This window comes from Pontibacter kalidii, from assembly GCF_026278245.1.
Taxonomy (GTDB): Bacteria; Bacteroidota; Bacteroidia; order Cytophagales; family Hymenobacteraceae; genus Pontibacter; species Pontibacter kalidii.
On the sequence record NZ_CP111079.1, the window covers coordinates 4,881,938 to 4,897,695 of the forward strand.

Here is a 15,758-nt window from a genome sequence, read left to right on the forward strand (position 1 = left end):
ACGGTACTCGTGCAGCCGAAGCCCGAAGCGTAGCAAGGGTTAAAGCTGCACCTTGTTGGCGGATAGATTTTCTTAAATATTTGCTCCAATTGTTACTAAGCCAATCACAATAAGACCAATACCTAAAATTGTGAACTGATACTTTGCACTTCTACTAAAAGGATTTTCTCTTTTAGTTACCACAGTCTTTAGACTTGAATACACTATCAAAGAGCCTATTGCAATAATTAAGCTACCAATCAAAATATAAAGTGTAGCATCAGTCATAAATCATTTGAACTTTTAGTCCACCCTTCTATGATCACGTTAGAGTTATAACTTCTCCTTTGTTTTATAATCTGAATTTACCGCCAACGTTTAGGACAGGCTACGAACGAGGCGTAGCCGAGTATGGAGCCTGTGCCGTGTTGTAGCATGTTTTATTTTATCTGTGTTCCGATTCCACCTTTATAGAGGAAGTAGGTTATACCTATCTTACCATCAGCGTCAATAAGCTTCTTTTTCTCAATCTGGTATTCTTTTATCTTTAGGTACTCAAGAAGGACTGGATTTCTTACTTCTGCTTCATTGTCAAAATTGAGTCTAAATGGGAAAGTACTTCCGTTCGGATTTTGAGTATGAATGTAGATAGCATCTTCCACACTATCCTTTTCATCTATTTCAATCCAGTATTGGTAATCCTTAGGATAGTGCTGCAGTTTGGTTTCTACCATTCCTGCCAAATCAAAAAGTGCATCCAAGTGCTGCTTTCGTGCCTTCCACGACCTATTGCCTAAGCCAATATTGTCAATGTGCAGGTGAAAGAAGTCAAACCAAGACTGCTCTGAACCGCTAAAGTCTATAAACTCTGGTAGTGTCTGATTTTTTAAGTTCCTAAAGTACCTTCTTAATCCCCTTCTTTTCATTAATTATAAATGTGCTACAACGGTCTCGTGTAAACAACGTGCTAGGCCGTCGGCCGAAGCATGATTTTTATGCAATGTTATATGCAGCCTTTTTTATTTTCCAAGTTTTAAGATTCTCATTGCGCCTTGAATCACAATGACAAAAACAATTGCTCCAATAACCAGGTCGGGCAAACCTGAACCGAGCCACATTACCAAAAGTCCGGCCAAGATTACTCCGGCATTTATAATGACGTCATTTGAAGTGAATATCATGCTTGCCTGCATGTGGGCTTCTTTGCTTTTTGACTTCTGGAGCAAGTACAGGCAAATCACATTTGCGGTAAGAGCCAGAATTGAGACTATAATCATGGTTGAGAAGTCGGGCAATTTTTCAGCACCTATGAACCTTCTGACTACTTCCATAAATCCGATGACTGCCAATGTTAGCTGGAAGTATCCGGCTGTCTTCGCGGTTTTCTTTTTTCTTGCCAACGTACCGCCAACGGCAAACAGGCTAATCCCATATACCAATGAGTCGGCCAACATGTCCAGACTGTCCGCCACTAATCCCATTGACTTGGATATTAACCCAAAAATTATCTCAACAATGAAAAAGGCGAAGTTTATTGCCAGAACAATCCACAGCAACTTCCGCTGGTTTGCTTGCTCTTCAAATTCCGACTTGTCCGACTGCTCGGTTTGAAGCCGTTTCCCGCCTAGGTTCAATTCTAGTATAGAGTTTTCAATTTGTTCTAATTTGTCCGTGTGGTAAACAGTTAATTTCCGGTTGGAGAGGTCAAATTCCAGATTCTTTATTTCCAAAATTCCATCAAGCTTCATTCTGATTAGATTCTCTTCGGAGGGGCAATCCATTTTAGGAATTTCAAAAACTGTTTTTTTCATTTTTATATTTAAGGTTGCATATAACTACTGGATATACGGAAGTCTATACGTTTATCTGCACTATGTACGGAAGCGGTCTAGCATGCTCTTTTTTAAGTTTTTAAAGCTGCTTAGGCAGTTTTTCGTGTTGCCGCTGTAATATTTTGCTGATACAATATAAACACTTTTATGTAGAGGTCGAGCACCTCCTACTTAAATTTTAGAGGAATTAGGCTCATTAATTCATCAATTCACAGCGTAAAAGAGCCAAAGTCTTACATCTTCAACCAAGTATAGGCTATAAAGCTTTGTAAAAAGGGGGACAGCCAGCTAGAAATAGCTGCGTCAGAAAGGCATTTTCTGACTTTGCAGTGCAATTTGTCTATCCGAATAGATTCACTTTACCCGCTTATAAACGGATATATTCGCGTTATAACGCGGCTAATGATTATTAAACAAGTTTGAATCCACAGAAGAGTGTTGCCCACAGTTCTGACTTCTAGCTCGTCTCTTTCCCCTCTTTGCGAATCCAATGCAACTATCTTGCTGATACAAAGGATAAAATAAGCAGGTAGTAGGAAGCTTAAGTAAACGCTCCTTTTTGCGTCTGGCATGGCGGGAGAGGGCTGGGCTACGGCCCCCGTTTTAGCTTTTAGGCGTATGCCGGGCGGGCTTGCTTTCCCAGGGGACTTTCTTATATTTCGGTCATGATGTGGATTGCAAGAGACGAAGACGATTTCCCCGCCACAGGGGATCCGGCAGGGCCGCTGGACCTGCCGAGGATGGAGCGGGGCCTGGAGGAGGCGCGGGAGATGCTGGAGGATTTCCGGCGGAAGCTGGCCAGCTACCAGGACCAGAGCCCGGAGCATGAGCAGGGGCGCTCCACCTACACGCACCTGATCGCGGTGCTGGAGTCCGTGCTGGCCATGGGCGAGGGGGACCTGGAGCGTGCCAGGGAGGTGTTGCCGCACCTTTCCAGCTGACCAGGGCCCGAAACGGGAATTCCCGCTTTGGCAGCCCTGTCGCTGTTCTTTCTTACCTTTGCGGCATGTACCTGCACTCCCCCTTTTACCGCAACGGCGAGGACGCCGAATTTTACTACCCCGAGGTGATGGAGCTGGCCCTGGAGGTCATGGAGGGGCCGCATGACTTTGAGATCGGCCTCGGTTACCAGGGCCTGGAGCTGACCTTCACCAGCCAGACGTACAAGGTGGAGGTGGTGCTCGAGAGCTTTCTCAAAGGCACCTGCAGCATCACCGACGCCAAGCCGCGCAGATCCGCCTGCCTGCCGCACAAATAGGCACAACTTAGTCTTCTGGTTTGTACAGCTTTCACATCATCTTACAGGCAGGAGCGTGTACCTCACTAAATCTTTGCCGGTATGTGAACGATTGCCTAAAGGTTTTTGTCCCTTTAGGACATGCGCTTTACCTATAGTTAATTTTACCATCACGGCAGGTGAGGCGCATTAACTGAATAATTTTGAGACAGCCTGTACCATAGCTTGTATTTGTGTGGGCTTCGAGTCGATGTAATGCTATTCGCATGACACACATAGTAGAACAACTGTCAGAAATGAGGGGCACCAGACAACGGTACGATACCATTATCGCTAAGCTGTTAGCCACTGCAGCCATCCATAAGGCTGCTTTTCCGCAATTAGCTGCCATTGAGTCATTTATAGATAGCACCTACACCGAAGTAGGTGTGGAAGAGGATTGTTTAGGAAAGCTTGACGAGCTGTGCCTGTACTTTCAGGAACTGAGCGTAAACTGCTATGTCTTCCGCCACCTCCACCATAACCTGTGCATAGATGTGGATGCAGTGAAAAATAAGACCGCTCCTTTTAACTTGGGAGACACCTACATCGTCTTACCTAAGTAAAAACTCAACTGTCTGTTATAATGTTAGCTTCATGTGTTGCCCTGCAAGATGATGTAGTGGTCTTTAGGGATAAACAAGAAAGGGCCGGGGATCCATTCCCCGGCCCTTTTCCTTTGTTCTCCAAGGTGCCCCCGTCAGGCAGCCAGCCTGTACTCCTCCTTCCCCTGGATGGCGGCTATCTCCTCTAGCTTGCCGATGATGTCCTCCAGGCGCTCGATCTCCTGGCCGGCGGCCTCCGCCCTTGCCCTGGTCTGGCGCATGATCGCCTCGTAGTGCGCGCAGGACTCGAGCTCCTGCTGCTGCTCGGCCCGCTTCTCGGCAACCCTGCCCCGCAGGCTCTCGATCATCTCGCTGTAGCTGGGCAGGCTCACCGGCTCAGGCTGGGACACGACCATCGGCACGGTCACGGGCTGCTTGGATGCCTCCAAGAGCTGGAGGGCCTGCTTCTTGGCGGCTCTGCTCTTCCTGGTGGCGGTGCGCTGCGCGTCGATGCTGCGCTCGGCGATGTTCCGGTAGGTTAGGTTGCGGTTGAACGCGCTCCAGACATACACCTTCTTTTTGCCGACCTCCCGCACGTCCAGGTTGTGGTCGACGATGTGCTGGAAGGAGAGCCTGGACACGCCGTGCTTCTCGCAGATGGCCTTCAGTTGCTGGGAGGTTGCGCCGCTCATGCAGTCCGTGGCGTCCTGGATGTCCCCGATGAGCTTGACGTACTTTTGAATGACCTCGTCCTTGTATTTCGCTTTCATGTCTCCCTCCTTTCTTATGCTGCTGCCCCCATGATGATTGAACGATTCTCCACCTCGCGCCATATCTGCGCCCACTGCTCGGCTCGGCCTGGTCGCGGAGCAGGTAGGAGTTCTGCTCCGAACAGTGTCGGGCGGCGGCCGGCAACCACAGCAAAGATGAGGGCGAGCAGTTAATGCGCTCTATCAACGCTGCCCTGAGAAAGAACAGGTCATCCTCCAGCAGGCAAGCCCGTAGGGTAAGACAACTGTGATGCGAAAGGCACTGGAAACTTCCAGCTTCGACTTCCGCCACTTCACGCACCTCTACCGCACCAAGGGCGGCAACACCTACACGTCTATGGCTACCTGCTGCTGGAGGACGAGAAAGTGCTCATCGTCAATTGGCAGCCCTATATGGACAGGTGAGCGTGAAGCTGACCACCGACAGAATTGAGGCGCGCCTGAATGCAGGACTGTCTGTCGATGTCCTATCCGCTTGGTACAGTAAGCAGCCTAAACTGTGCCCCCTCCCTTGAGAAAATAATGACCGGGGTACCCGCTCAAGCCCTTAAGAGCACATATGATACCTGCCCGCTTTTAAGGTTTCAGGGTCAGCTCAAGCAGCCTGCTGTGCCGAAGGGGCCACCCTGTCCAACTCGGAGGACGGGATGAGCCAACGGCTCGGCCTGAGTACGTCCTTCTGCGCCTTCAACGTGCCCCTTTCAATATAGTGGCGGATCGCTTTCTCCGTCACGTTGATTCCCCTGCTCTTTAGTTCTGCTCTAAACTCTCTCACCGAATAAAATGCTCTCATTTCCGTCAAGATTAAAGGTTATAACAAAGTTTTAATGTTCTCTCGTTACACGCTCTCGCTTCTTCCTTCTCAAGTCATTAGCCTACATACTGCACCACATCTACCCGCAACTCCACGTCATGTTTCTAATCGCTCCATCTCGCGTTGTCTATTCTCGCTCTTATCCCTATAGCACAAGCCAGTACTCAACCGTCAATACCACATCACTTAGCTCCAATAAACCTCAACACACGTACGCTACAAAATCCACAATACTATCAAATATACCTTACCTAAGTCCCGTCACTTAAAACTCACCTCTATAGTCACAACACGTCTTTCAACGTACCTTTTCGTCCCTATAACAGGGGGACATTTCTAGGAATACACACACAGTTCTCCCTTAGGGATGGGGAACTGTCGGGGAAACATTTCTGAGGTTTCCACACGCACCCAGGGACAAACAACCAAAAATCCCAAGGTTTGCGAATCGTTGCGCCGTCTATCGGTTGTTGCGCACCTTGCTCGCCGCTTTCGCTTTGTTCTCGGCTGTGGCTCTGAGCACTTCTAGCCACGGGTTAATGTTCATGCGGAACAGAGACTATGGACAGATACACATGAACATGTTGGATGTTTAGCCTAAAGCTGAGAGAATCCAACAAACTCCTCTTGCCTTTCGGTACAGTATAGGAAAAAAAGGGTGCGGAAGGTTAGTGCGGGGAATGATTTTTTTGCGGGTGCGTGGGGTGTACACTTCCATAGGCATGAGTCTGCTAGACAAGCGGTTTGTTGTGGAGGCGGTGTGCATAAGGCGCAGCAGCATCATGTTGCTACAGCTAAATTCGGGCCTTATACCTATCCTCATAATGTTGGTCCTTGGCGCTTACATGAGCCCACAGGAAAAGCTGACACCGTGGCTGTGTCTTTTGCTCCTGTTCCTCACTGCCAGATTACATAGTATTCCGATGCTATTGCTAAGTTAAAAGAAAAGGCTTTCTGCTTTTATACAGAAAGCCTCATAGGATCTAACTTTTAAGAGAGTTACTATGCCACCATAGTATATGCTCCTGCCTCTCGCTCAGGAGTGGATAGGCGTCTGAGCGTGGCCTCAGTGTTTGCTTTAGTGTACAAGTCCATGATAAACTTATATCCTTCCTCTGTCCATTTAAGGTGGAAGTTGACAACTCTTTCTTCCCCATCCCTATCAGGTCTAATTACTGGGGCTAGCTCAGCAAATCCCATGTCTTGATATTTCTCCGTCAGCTGCCACACACCTTGATCGGTTCTATATTGAATTCCTTGTTCTTTTAGAAACTGATTTAGCTTTTCTCCGCTCAGGCTAGGGAAAAGCATTTTGCCAATCGTAGTTACATTATAAATTGGCCCCTTCTTAGTAAGGGCAGGAGATAAGTTGGATAGGTTCCTGCTAGTCGAGTGAAAATTATTTATGATAATTTCCTCTATCCTTTTATAAACCCAAACTTCGAATTTGGGTGATAACCAAGCTGCAAATTTAAGTGCTAGCAATTTATGCATCCATGTGCCAGAGTTAGAACTGCCACGGTTTACAACCAAAACGGGAATTCCCGTTTCGCTTTGAAGCTCATTTATGTAGGCAGCAGTTTGTTTGCTCCTAATGAAGTCATGCACTCTTTTCTTGGGGAATGGCTTTGCCATTTCTGTGGCATTCACCATTAACTCACCATCTAGCCTAAAGGTGATGGAACTGCTACCGTACTGAAAAATTTTAGACTTCTCCATTCTAGCCTCCTTCTCTTAAGTTCAAATAATTAGTTGAGAAGCGTGCGAAGAATTGCAGTCCATTAGGTTAAATGAAACCTTATTTGGGTTAGTCAAATTCCCTCCGCCTCTCAAAGTTGTTCTATTAATCGATCCTAATTGAAGTTGTTGTAATGTGCAGGATGATCGTTTTGTGTCGTTCAACTGCCAGAGTTAATTTGTACAGGTTGAGTGATGGGCTAAGTACAGCCTCTCGGTGGAATACTCAGCTGTACATGACCCGTTAAGCTCATGATGCCCTTCTGCTTTTGCTGACAACCATAATGGATGCTGGTTCAGCCTCTATTTCAGCAATGGTCCTCTGGCGTGAAGCTTTGAGCCAATCCGCCAGCTCCTGTTTGACGAAGTATAGCCGCTTGCCTTTTTTAAGGTGAGGTATTGATCTGGAGCTGGTTTTTTCATAGATGGCTGACTTTGATACGTTGAGGTATGCGGCAGCCTCATCTACTGTTAAGAAATCTCCAGTTGACTGGGTACTATCGGTTTTGTCCAGTCGTTCCTGAATGTCCAGCAGGATAGACTCGATGCGGTCTATGCGCTTCTCAATAATAGCAAAAGGATTTTCCATCATACGCCTCTATCATTTGTTCCAGAGCAAATGTATAAAGGAGTCTTTCTGTGGTATTTGCGATTTACTTACGTATTATTTGCAAATGATTGTTGAGATGCCTTGTTTATAGCATCGAGTAGTCTTTGTTTGTGGCGTTTAAGTTCTTCAAGTTCAGCCGGTCCAGGTGCGTCACTATATCTTTCTACATAAGTAAAAAGGTTCTGTCTGCTACCGATAATCTTCCCAAAGGTAGTTTTTAGTGCATTAGTTAGCTGCTCCTTATTGGTAAAATGCTTATTCATTAAATACCCTAGCTCATTCAACACAACAAGCATGATAGCATACTCTTTTTTTTGTTTTACTGTTGAGTATAGCTCTTTCACGATGGGGTACACCTTTTTCCCATCCTCTGTTAGGTGGTAGTAAAAACCGAACTCTCTATTTGAGGCGGATGCTAGGTCTGGCTGCGATAGTTTTTGTTGCGGTCGTAGTTCCTGTAGCGTTTGACCCTGCTCAAGAGTCGCTTTGAACATGGAAGCTTTCGATATGGAGATAATATCTCGTTTTAGCTCATACAATGGGTAAAGTTTCATTGAGATAGCTCCATTTAAAAGCCTGTCCTTATGAACTATCTCTTTCGGTTCATTACCAGGAAGGGACAGGACTTGGTATGGAGGCTCCTTTCCCTGCAGACTGCATTGGTGTAACGCTGCATTGATTTTGTCTCGGTACTCGAATTCTAGTTCATCTCTGCGGATACAGATGTGAATATCTACCTCGTCTAGAAGTGCTTTAAGCCTGTGAGGCTGATGGTTGTTTGTGACTTCTTCAATATAATCGAGGATTTCAAATTTATCAAATGCCTCCTCCTCCACTAAAGTTAAGAAATCTGTTAAACCAATTCTTTCTTTCATTGCTTCATTCCTTTGTTGCTTTTTAATTACCAGGATTGCTCACCCTTGTTATAAACCAAGGTAGGGAATAGACAATGTAAAAGTGATGTGGTATACTGCCGTTAATTAAGCAAGTATAACTAGCCTACTATATACCTAAATTTTAATGAATTTGTTTTCCTTTTACTTCCCTTAAATAGCATGTATCTTGATATGAAGATAAAGGCAATCAGACCTTCGGACTGAAAGGCCTACAGTATGGCAGATGTGGTGGCCGAAGCGATTGATGCCTTGAGTAGAAAGCTACTTATGCAGAGAACAAGAATTACATTCACAGCAAGTGGAGGCACTGATTCGTCACATGGTGTGGATGAAGGCCAATCTTGCGAACGGTAAGGAGGTGAAGGGGGATCGTGGCGCACAAGAAGGATGATAGGATCAAGTACGCAGTCACAGTGGCTTCAAATGTCGATCTTTACGAGTAAGATATGAAATTCGAGCTAACGAGGGTCTGAGAGCTAGAGAGGCAAAATGTATGCAAATTGTATGTACATAAAAAAAGCCACTTGCCGATTTTACTCGTAAGTGGCTGATTTTCAAGTGGTCACGAAGGGAGTCGAACCCCTAACCTTCTGATTCGTAGTCAGATGCTCTATCCAGTTGAGCTACGAGACCATTCCGTTATTGTGATGCAAAGTAACAGCGTTTTTTCTTTATACGCAAGAGCCGTGTCAAAAAATTATTCACTTTTAGCGGCTGCTTTCCGCAGGGCGCGCTTTAAGGCCCTGTCGAACAGGAAGTAAAGCCCTCCGATAGAAATCACAATTAAGGCCACCATCAGTATCTGGCCGCCGCGGCCGCTGTCGGGGTTCTGCAGCGCCTGCACTACGTCGCGGGCTTGGGTACCTACCCAAAAGAAAAAGAGGGTGCGCGGCAGCATCCCCACTATACTTGCCAGGAAGAACTTGCGCTTGTCTATCTGCAGCAGCGAGAGCACAAAGTTCATCAGGGCGAAGGGCAGCACCGGCGAAATGCGCGTCAGGAAAATAAGGCTCCAGCTCTCGCTGCGCAGCTCCTGCATCAGGGCACGTGCCTTGTCGAAGCGGTTCAAAAAACTCATCATCTTACCGTGGTCCACCAGCTGGGCAATGCTGTAGCCGATAAGCGCTGCGATGCCATACGATACCACAATGCCCGCAAAGCCGCTCCAGCCTATATAAAAGCCACTGATCAGGGCGATAAAGGTGGTAGGCGTAAGCGCTAGCGCCATCGTTATGGAGATGGCGGCAAAGTATAGTAGCATCTCCCACACCGACAGCCCCTGCAGCAGGTCCTCGTAGTTATACAGCACCACCGCCACAGTAGAGCTTACCACCACCGGCACCACTACCAGCAGCAGCATGGAAACAAACGTAGAGGCATTTTCGCGTATAAAGGTGCGCAGCAGGGGGAGTGACTTCATGAGGCAAGTATACTTTGTTTTGTCTGAATGTAGACGAAAGACAAAGGACAAAAGATTTTGGCGGCTTTGAAAGTATAAATCGCTTGCCTTTGGCGTGCCTTTATACTTCGCGCGTAGTTTTCTAACTTGCAGATACCGCTCCCGCATACTTTGGGTACCTGTGGGAGGAGAAAATAATTACTCATTAGGATAAAGTATAAACTATGAAGTTCGGAACAAAAGCTATACATGCTGGCGTAGAGCCAGACCCATCTACGGGCGCCATCATGACGCCGATTTACCAGACATCCACTTATGTGCAGCGCTCACCAGGCGACCACAAGGGCTACGAATACTCCCGCACGCACAACCCCACCCGCACCCAGCTGCAGAACGCGCTGGCGGCCCTGGAGAACGGCACGCACGGCCTAGCCTTCTCCTCGGGTATGGCGGCGACGGATGCCATCATGAAACTGTTGAAGCCTGGCGATGAGGTGGTCTCGACCAACGACCTATACGGCGGCAGCTACCGCATCTTCACCAAGATCTTCCAGAACTACGGCCTTAAGTTCCACTTCACTAACATGCAAAACGTGGAGAATGTGGAAAAGCTGATCAACGGGAACACCAAAATGATCTGGGTGGAGACACCTACCAACCCGCTGCTCAACATCATCGACGTAAAAGCCTACGGTGAGCTGTGCAAGAAGCATAACCTGCTGCTGGTGGCTGATAACACCTTCGCTACACCCTACCTGCAAACCCCGCTCGATATGGGGGCCGACATTGTGATGCACTCGCTGACCAAGTACATGGGCGGCCACTCGGACGTAGTGATGGGGGCGATTGTGGTAAACGATGATGAGCTGCGAGAGCGCCTGGCCTTTATCCAGAACTCCTGCGGCGCCACGCCGGGCCCACAGGACTGCTTCCTGGTGCTGCGTGGCCTCAAGACGCTGCACCTGCGCATGGAGCGCCACTGCCAGAACGGCCGTCAGGTGGCCGAGTACCTGAAAGGCCATCCGAAGGTAAGCAAAGTATACTGGCCCGGCTTTGCCGAACACCCGAACCACGAGGTGGCCCAGCAGCAGATGCGCGACTTTGGCGGCATGGTGTCGTTTGAGCTGAAGGGCGATAATGTGAACGATGCGATGCGCGTGCTGGAGAACCTGAGGTTGTTTGCCCTGGCCGAGTCTTTGGGCGGCGTGGAGTCGCTGTGCGGCCACCCGGCTACCATGACACACGCCAGCATTCCGCGCGAAGACCGTATGAAGGCTGGCCTGAGCGATACGCTGATGCGCCTGAGTGTGGGCGTGGAGGACGCCGAAGACCTGATCGCGGACTTGGAGCAGGCGATTGGGTAGCTTTACTGACAAAAGACGTTAAGACAAAGGACAAAGGATTGTCTTGAAAGTGGGCAGCTCGAGAAGCCAGCAAGTGGCCTTCTTTTTTGATGTATCTGTTTGTCTTGGTGCTACGCGTATATACATATCATACATAGAAGTCCATTGTCTTTTGTCCAAAGATCTTTAGTCTAAAAATGGCAGAAGAACAGATCATACTTTACCGGGAGCGACAGCGGTTCAGGCAGTTTTGGCTGTGGGTGGTGGTGCTGGGCGTGGCGGCTATTTTCTGGGTGGGCTTTGTGTACCAGGTGCTGCTGGGCGGGAAGTATGGCAACAGGCCGGTGTCTGATGTGCAGCTAAGTATACTTTTTGTGCTGGTGGGGCTGGGGCTGCCATACTTTTTCAGTCGTATGTCGCTTACCACGGAGGTGCAGCCGGGGGAGGTACTGGTACGCTTCTGGCCTTTTCACATCAAGCCCGTAAAAATTCCGTTGCACCTGGTGCGCGATTACGAGCGGGTAACCTATAACCCCATCGGCGACTACGGCGGCTGGGGCATCCGGTGGGGCTTTAAAGGCAAGGCCTACAACATGTCGGGTAACGAGGGCGTGAAGCTATACTTCTACAACCGAAGCCCGCTGCTTATCGGCTCCCAAAGTGCAGGAGAACTGTTCCGGGCCATCGGCGAAGCTAAGAGAGCTAAGGTATAGTTTGTTTGTTGAAGTGGGCATAGAAACGCTGATTTTATACTTTGCATCTCCAGTACTTTACAATCATACTTTAGCCCCCATTCATACTTCGCCAGCACAAAAAAAGCGCCGGTAACCACAGAGGTTACCGGCGCTTTTATATCAACTTAAAGTATAAAACTAGGCTTTGATACCCAGGATTTTATAGATCTCAGAGAAGTCTGGCGTCAGGATGATCTCCGTACGACGGTTCTTCGCTTTTGCCTCAGCAGTACGGCCTGCGTCTACTGGCATGTAGTAAGAACGTCCGGCTGGCGTTACTCTGTCTGGAGACAGGCCTTTCTCAGTCATCAGACGCGTGATCTCAGTGGCACGCAGCACACTCAGGTCCCAGTTATCAGTCAGGTAGCGCATGCCGCTCATTACAGAAACGTCATCCGTATGGCCTTCTACCATCACACCAACTTGCTGGTTCTTCTTCAGCACGTCTACCAACTGGTCGATCGCCTTCTTGCCACCAGAGTTTACTTTCGTGCTACCAGTTGCAAACAACAGCTTGTCCGACATCGAAACGTATACTTTGCCATCTTTAACAGATACGCTCAGGTCGCTCTCGTTAAAGCCTTTCAGGGCAGTGTTTACTTCGTTTCTCAGGTTGTCGAGGATCTTGTTCTGCTCGTTCATGGCGCGCTCCAGATCAGCTAGCTTCTGCTCACGCTCTTTGAGAGAGTTAGACAGCTCGTCAACTTTAGCTTTTGATGCCTGTAGCTCGCGCTCCTGGGCTTCCTTGCTTGCCTGCAGGTCTTCGTACTTTTTAGAAGACACACAAGATGCCATCATGGTAGAGCACATCACCAGGGCAAGAGATGCTTTGAAGAAATTGGATTTCATGGGTGATAGTTGTTTGTTTGGATAATGTTTGAGAATACTTTGCAAATATGGTAAAAGATAAGTCTACAAGCTAAGAAAACTCTATTAAAACCAATAATTTACCCTTTGTTTCTGCTTCAAAACGCAAGATTCTTTATAATATTGTATGATAGCTATATTTTTTCCAATCTATTTTCTATCCAGCTAAGAATCTGCAAGATACAGCCTGCGCAGGCGGGGCTGCAGGAACCAGATGCCCACAGGCAGTAGCAGAAAAAGGAAAAAAGCTCCCCCGTATTCTCCCATCTGCACCACCCGTTGCTGCTCCGCGCTAACCAGCGACCGGGCCGCAAAGTATACCGCATACAGATAGCAGAAGGTGGCAAGCAAGTGCAGGGGTACCAGTAGCGCGAGCATGCCAAAAGGCACTGTGCTCATGGCCACATTATCGCGCACCACGGCCAAAGTATACACAAACAATAGCGTGTAAAGCAGGATGTACAGGTTGCCCAGATGAAAGTATAGCGGCGTGATTTTTATACGTTGCGGCAGCCGACGGTAAAGCCAGCACCCCACCAGCCAAAGCCACAGCACGTACACCGCAGCCGGTAATGCATCCAGCAGCATGGCACTAATGCGGCCCGTGCGGACAGGCAGGGCATCGAGCAGCCAAAGCAGGCCGTGCTGCAGCAGAAACGGGAGCACAAAAAGGAGCAAAAACGCTTGCCAGTGCCGAAGCAGGAGTAGAACCATCAGTATAAATGGGTGTGTAAGCCTGCAAGATGAGAATTTTGTGCCTGATACGCCAAAATGCACTATATTTATCAACGCGTAATCCATACTTCATCTTAACCTAACCATGAAAAAGAGTTTATACTTTCTGTGCCTCTTTCTGCTGGCCGGCTTCGTGAGCCTGGCCCAAAGCAAGCCTGACTATAGTAAGATTACCCTGGTGATACACGGCGGCGCCGGCACCATCACCCGCCAGAACATGACCCCGGAGAAGGAGAAAGCCTACCGCGAGAAGCTGAACGAGGCACTGCAAGTAGGGTATGAGGTGCTGAAAAAAGGCGGCACCAGTATGGATGCCGTGGAGGCTACCATCCACGTCATGGAAAACTCGCCGCTGTTTAACGCCGGCAAGGGTGCCGTATTCACCAACGAGGGCAAAAACGAGATGGATGCCGCCGTAATGGATGGCAAAACGCTGATGGCGGGCTCTGTGGCCAGCGTAACGACCATTAAGAACCCGATCACGGCCGCTCGTGCGGTCATGGAGAAATCAGAGCACGTAATGATGATTGGCAGCGGCGCAGAGCAGTTTGCCAAACTGCAGGGCATTGAGCTGGTGGACCCTTCCTACTTCCATACCGAGACGCGCTACAACCAGCTGCAGAAGATAAAGGACAAGGAGAAAACGCAGCTCGACCACGACGGCGGCACCAGCAGCAACGAGAACATCTTTACCGAAGGCAACAAGTTTGGCACAGTTGGCGCTGTGGCCCTAGATGCTTACGGCAACCTGGCAGCGGGTACTTCTACCGGCGGGATGACCAACAAGCGCTACGGGCGCGTAGGGGACGCCCCGATCATCGGAGCCGGTACCTATGCTGATAACAACACCTGCGCTGTGTCAGCTACCGGGCACGGCGAGTACTTTATCCGCTCGGTAGTAGCCCACGATATTGCTGCCCTGATGGAGTACAAAGGTTACTCTGTAAAGAAAGCTGCCGATGAGGTGGTGATGAAGAAGCTGGTGGAGCGCGGCGGCGAAGGCGGCGTGATCGCGCTGGATAAGAAAGGCAACATTGCCATGCCCTTCAACTCTGCGGGCATGTACCGTGGCTACATTAAAAACGGCAAGGCAGAGGTAGCGATTTACAAGGATTAAGTAAAGTATAACGTTTAGCAGCAAAGGCCAGCGGATAATTCCGCTGGCCTTTTAGTTTTTAGTGGTACTGTATCAACCACTCCTGGTTCCAACCACCCCTGCCCCTCTCCCGACACGAGTCCGGGATCTGAGACTTATCCAAAGATGGGAGCCTGTAATTGCTTTGGCTGATGTACAAGTTTCATTGTTGAAGGTATTGCGCGGACAGGTCGCGACCTGTCCCTACAAGTATAACCCACCCCCAGCCCCTCCCGAGAGGGGAATTCAGTACTTGTTGCTATACTTTGTTGTCATCTCGAGCAGGGCGAGAGATCTAGCGGGGATTCTAAAGAGATCTCTCCCAAAGGTCGAGATGACAAATAGCAGTGGCTATCGAACTGAACCCAGTCCTTGGGTTGAGCGCCTTGTAGATTTACGGTTTCGCTTCAGCGAAATTGCGGAGACCGCAGGTCAAGCAAAGGAAATGTACACTGCGCGATGCCCGAGGACGAGCCCTCTCGGGCCTGAGAGCACCAAAGCAGGAGGTGAAACGATAGCTATGCAAGTCTGGAGGATGAACAGTCGCTAGAAAGGATAGCTTGTATGAAGTTGCGGAAAGCAACGGCTAAGGAACTATGACAGACCTAATAAGTATAACAGTAGCAATAACCCTCAGGTCGTTGCTGACTGCTAAAAACACAAAAGGCCGGAAAGTATACTTGCCGGCCTTTTGCTATATCCTACTTTCTATCTCACACATTAATCCACTCCCAGGCAAGCTGGCGCTGCGAGTGGTCAAAATACTTTACATCGGCACTGGTAAAAGGCTTGGCCATGATGGTCAGCCAGTCAATCCATTTCTTATCCCCCACCAAAGCCACCTTGCTGAAGTCTGAGGCGTGCTTGATGTCGAATTTGATATCTTCCCACAGCGCCCGCAGCGTATAATCCGCCACGTCCTGCACCTCGGCATACACCCTGATCTTGCCGTGCTGGTTGATACGCTCCTGCAGCAGGGGCAGCATTACGTTATAGTCGCTGCGGTTCACGTTGCCGGAGATCCGGAAAGCGACCAGGTCGTCCTTAGATTGTTCGAGTAGCTGTAGCATGGCGGTGGTGGCTATA

At 48.8% G+C, this 15,758-nt stretch carries 18 protein-coding genes and 1 tRNA gene; 6 read left to right on the forward strand and 13 right to left on the reverse strand.

Going from position 1 to position 15,758, the window contains the following annotated elements; all coding sequences use genetic code 11:
• Positions 1 to 72: 72 nt before the first annotated feature.
• From OH144_RS20695 to OH144_RS20705, 3 genes are all read right to left on the reverse strand, one after another.
• Positions 73 to 267 (reverse strand): hypothetical protein, encoded by a 195-nt coding sequence (locus OH144_RS20695; RefSeq protein ID WP_266204152.1) that lies wholly within the window; start codon positions 265 to 267, stop codon positions 73 to 75.
• Positions 268 to 419: 152 nt separating this feature from the next.
• Entirely contained in the window at positions 420 to 905 is a 486-nt protein-coding gene (locus OH144_RS20700) for a hypothetical protein (protein WP_266204153.1), read from the reverse strand.
• 93 nt (positions 906 to 998) lie between these two features.
• Positions 999 to 1,790 (reverse strand): cation transporter, encoded by a 792-nt coding sequence (locus OH144_RS20705; protein WP_266204154.1) that lies wholly within the window; start codon positions 1,788 to 1,790, stop codon positions 999 to 1,001.
• Positions 1,791 to 2,476: 686 nt separating this feature from the next.
• Here OH144_RS20705 and OH144_RS20710 point away from each other — a divergent pair.
• The 3 genes from OH144_RS20710 to OH144_RS20720 all read left to right on the forward strand — a co-directional run bounded on the left by OH144_RS20710 (position 2,477) and on the right by OH144_RS20720 (position 3,653).
• Positions 2,477 to 2,752, forward strand: a complete 276-nt coding sequence (locus OH144_RS20710) for a hypothetical protein (protein ID WP_266204155.1) — start codon at positions 2,477 to 2,479, stop codon at positions 2,750 to 2,752.
• A gap of 65 nt (positions 2,753 to 2,817) precedes the next feature.
• On the forward strand, positions 2,818 to 3,069 hold the full coding sequence (locus OH144_RS20715) for a hypothetical protein (RefSeq protein WP_266204156.1): 252 nt from the start codon (positions 2,818 to 2,820) through the stop codon (positions 3,067 to 3,069).
• A gap of 245 nt (positions 3,070 to 3,314) precedes the next feature.
• The gene (locus OH144_RS20720; RefSeq protein ID WP_266204157.1) at positions 3,315 to 3,653 is read left to right on the forward strand and encodes a hypothetical protein; all 339 of its coding nucleotides are present in this window, start codon (positions 3,315 to 3,317) and stop codon (positions 3,651 to 3,653) included.
• 134 nt (positions 3,654 to 3,787) lie between these two features.
• Here OH144_RS20720 and OH144_RS20725 read toward each other — a convergent pair whose 3' ends face one another.
• The 7 genes from OH144_RS20725 to OH144_RS20755 all read right to left on the reverse strand — a co-directional run bounded on the left by OH144_RS20725 (position 3,788) and on the right by OH144_RS20755 (position 9,879).
• Positions 3,788 to 4,402 carry a hypothetical protein gene (locus OH144_RS20725; RefSeq protein ID WP_266204158.1) on the reverse strand — a complete coding sequence of 205 codons (615 nt, stop codon included), beginning with the start codon at positions 4,400 to 4,402 and terminating at the stop codon, positions 3,788 to 3,790.
• Between the two features lie 595 nt (positions 4,403 to 4,997).
• Positions 4,998 to 5,195, reverse strand: coding sequence for a hypothetical protein (locus tag OH144_RS20730; RefSeq protein ID WP_266204159.1), 198 nt, complete (start codon positions 5,193 to 5,195; stop codon positions 4,998 to 5,000).
• Positions 5,196 to 6,218: 1,023 nt separating this feature from the next.
• Positions 6,219 to 6,935 carry a KilA-N domain-containing protein gene (locus OH144_RS20735; RefSeq protein WP_266204160.1) on the reverse strand — a complete coding sequence of 239 codons (717 nt, stop codon included), beginning with the start codon at positions 6,933 to 6,935 and terminating at the stop codon, positions 6,219 to 6,221.
• A gap of 268 nt (positions 6,936 to 7,203) precedes the next feature.
• On the reverse strand, positions 7,204 to 7,545 hold the full coding sequence (locus OH144_RS20740; protein ID WP_266204161.1) for a helix-turn-helix domain-containing protein: 342 nt from the start codon (positions 7,543 to 7,545) through the stop codon (positions 7,204 to 7,206).
• 65 nt (positions 7,546 to 7,610) lie between these two features.
• Entirely contained in the window at positions 7,611 to 8,438 is an 828-nt protein-coding gene (locus OH144_RS20745) for a hypothetical protein (protein ID WP_266204162.1), read from the reverse strand.
• A gap of 580 nt (positions 8,439 to 9,018) precedes the next feature.
• A tRNA-Arg gene (locus OH144_RS20750) sits at positions 9,019 to 9,092 on the reverse strand.
• A 64-nt stretch (positions 9,093 to 9,156) separates the two neighbouring features.
• A complete protein-coding gene (locus OH144_RS20755) occupies positions 9,157 to 9,879 on the reverse strand; it encodes a TVP38/TMEM64 family protein (RefSeq protein WP_266204163.1) in 723 nt (240 codons plus the stop codon).
• A 203-nt stretch (positions 9,880 to 10,082) separates the two neighbouring features.
• On the opposite strand from OH144_RS20755, the gene OH144_RS20760 reads away from it, so the two are divergent.
• Entirely contained in the window at positions 10,083 to 11,222 is a 1,140-nt protein-coding gene (locus OH144_RS20760; protein ID WP_266204164.1) for a cystathionine gamma-synthase, read from the forward strand.
• A gap of 176 nt (positions 11,223 to 11,398) precedes the next feature.
• Positions 11,399 to 11,914, forward strand: coding sequence for a DUF6141 family protein (locus OH144_RS20765; RefSeq protein WP_266204165.1), 516 nt, complete (start codon positions 11,399 to 11,401; stop codon positions 11,912 to 11,914).
• Positions 11,915 to 12,073: 159 nt separating this feature from the next.
• On the opposite strand, the gene OH144_RS20770 is transcribed toward OH144_RS20765, so the two are convergent.
• Together OH144_RS20770 and OH144_RS20775 are read right to left on the reverse strand one after the other, a co-directional pair.
• The gene (locus OH144_RS20770) at positions 12,074 to 12,784 is read right to left on the reverse strand and encodes an OmpA/MotB family protein (RefSeq protein ID WP_266204166.1); all 711 of its coding nucleotides are present in this window, start codon (positions 12,782 to 12,784) and stop codon (positions 12,074 to 12,076) included.
• 183 nt (positions 12,785 to 12,967) lie between these two features.
• Positions 12,968 to 13,516 (reverse strand): hypothetical protein, encoded by a 549-nt coding sequence (locus OH144_RS20775; protein WP_266204167.1) that lies wholly within the window; start codon positions 13,514 to 13,516, stop codon positions 12,968 to 12,970.
• A gap of 106 nt (positions 13,517 to 13,622) precedes the next feature.
• On the opposite strand from OH144_RS20775, the gene OH144_RS20780 reads away from it, so the two are divergent.
• Complete coding sequence (locus OH144_RS20780) at positions 13,623 to 14,654, forward strand: isoaspartyl peptidase/L-asparaginase family protein (protein WP_266204168.1); 1,032 nt, start codon at positions 13,623 to 13,625, stop codon at positions 14,652 to 14,654.
• Positions 14,655 to 15,385: 731 nt separating this feature from the next.
• On the opposite strand, the gene OH144_RS20785 is transcribed toward OH144_RS20780, so the two are convergent.
• The gene (locus OH144_RS20785; RefSeq protein ID WP_266204169.1) at positions 15,386 to 15,742 is read right to left on the reverse strand and encodes a SpoIIAA family protein; all 357 of its coding nucleotides are present in this window, start codon (positions 15,740 to 15,742) and stop codon (positions 15,386 to 15,388) included.
• Between the last annotated feature and the right edge of the window lie 16 nt (positions 15,743 to 15,758).

Bases quoted from the DNA above. Each gene is read 5' to 3' on its own strand.
- OH144_RS20695 (WP_266204152.1), bottom strand. From the start codon at position 267: ATGACTGATGCTACACTTTATATTTTGATTGGTAGCTTAATTATTGCA.
- OH144_RS20700 (WP_266204153.1), bottom strand. From the start codon at position 905: ATGAAAAGAAGGGGATTAAGAAGGTACTTTAGGAACTTAAAAAATCAG.
- OH144_RS20705 (WP_266204154.1), bottom strand. From the start codon at position 1,790: ATGAAAAAAACAGTTTTTGAAATTCCTAAAATGGATTGCCCCTCCGAA.
- OH144_RS20710 (WP_266204155.1), top strand. From the start codon at position 2,477: ATGATGTGGATTGCAAGAGACGAAGACGATTTCCCCGCCACAGGGGAT.
- OH144_RS20715 (WP_266204156.1), top strand. From the start codon at position 2,818: ATGTACCTGCACTCCCCCTTTTACCGCAACGGCGAGGACGCCGAATTT.
- OH144_RS20720 (WP_266204157.1), top strand. From the start codon at position 3,315: ATGACACACATAGTAGAACAACTGTCAGAAATGAGGGGCACCAGACAA.
- OH144_RS20725 (WP_266204158.1), bottom strand. From the start codon at position 4,402: ATGAAAGCGAAATACAAGGACGAGGTCATTCAAAAGTACGTCAAGCTC.
- OH144_RS20730 (WP_266204159.1), bottom strand. From the start codon at position 5,195: ATGAGAGCATTTTATTCGGTGAGAGAGTTTAGAGCAGAACTAAAGAGC.
- OH144_RS20735 (WP_266204160.1), bottom strand. From the start codon at position 6,935: ATGGAGAAGTCTAAAATTTTTCAGTACGGTAGCAGTTCCATCACCTTT.
- OH144_RS20740 (WP_266204161.1), bottom strand. From the start codon at position 7,545: ATGATGGAAAATCCTTTTGCTATTATTGAGAAGCGCATAGACCGCATC.
- OH144_RS20745 (WP_266204162.1), bottom strand. From the start codon at position 8,438: ATGAAAGAAAGAATTGGTTTAACAGATTTCTTAACTTTAGTGGAGGAG.
- OH144_RS20755 (WP_266204163.1), bottom strand. From the start codon at position 9,879: ATGAAGTCACTCCCCCTGCTGCGCACCTTTATACGCGAAAATGCCTCT.
- OH144_RS20760 (WP_266204164.1), top strand. From the start codon at position 10,083: ATGAAGTTCGGAACAAAAGCTATACATGCTGGCGTAGAGCCAGACCCA.
- OH144_RS20765 (WP_266204165.1), top strand. From the start codon at position 11,399: ATGGCAGAAGAACAGATCATACTTTACCGGGAGCGACAGCGGTTCAGG.
- OH144_RS20770 (WP_266204166.1), bottom strand. From the start codon at position 12,784: ATGAAATCCAATTTCTTCAAAGCATCTCTTGCCCTGGTGATGTGCTCT.
- OH144_RS20775 (WP_266204167.1), bottom strand. From the start codon at position 13,516: ATGGTTCTACTCCTGCTTCGGCACTGGCAAGCGTTTTTGCTCCTTTTT.
- OH144_RS20780 (WP_266204168.1), top strand. From the start codon at position 13,623: ATGAAAAAGAGTTTATACTTTCTGTGCCTCTTTCTGCTGGCCGGCTTC.
- OH144_RS20785 (WP_266204169.1), bottom strand. From the start codon at position 15,742: ATGCTACAGCTACTCGAACAATCTAAGGACGACCTGGTCGCTTTCCGG.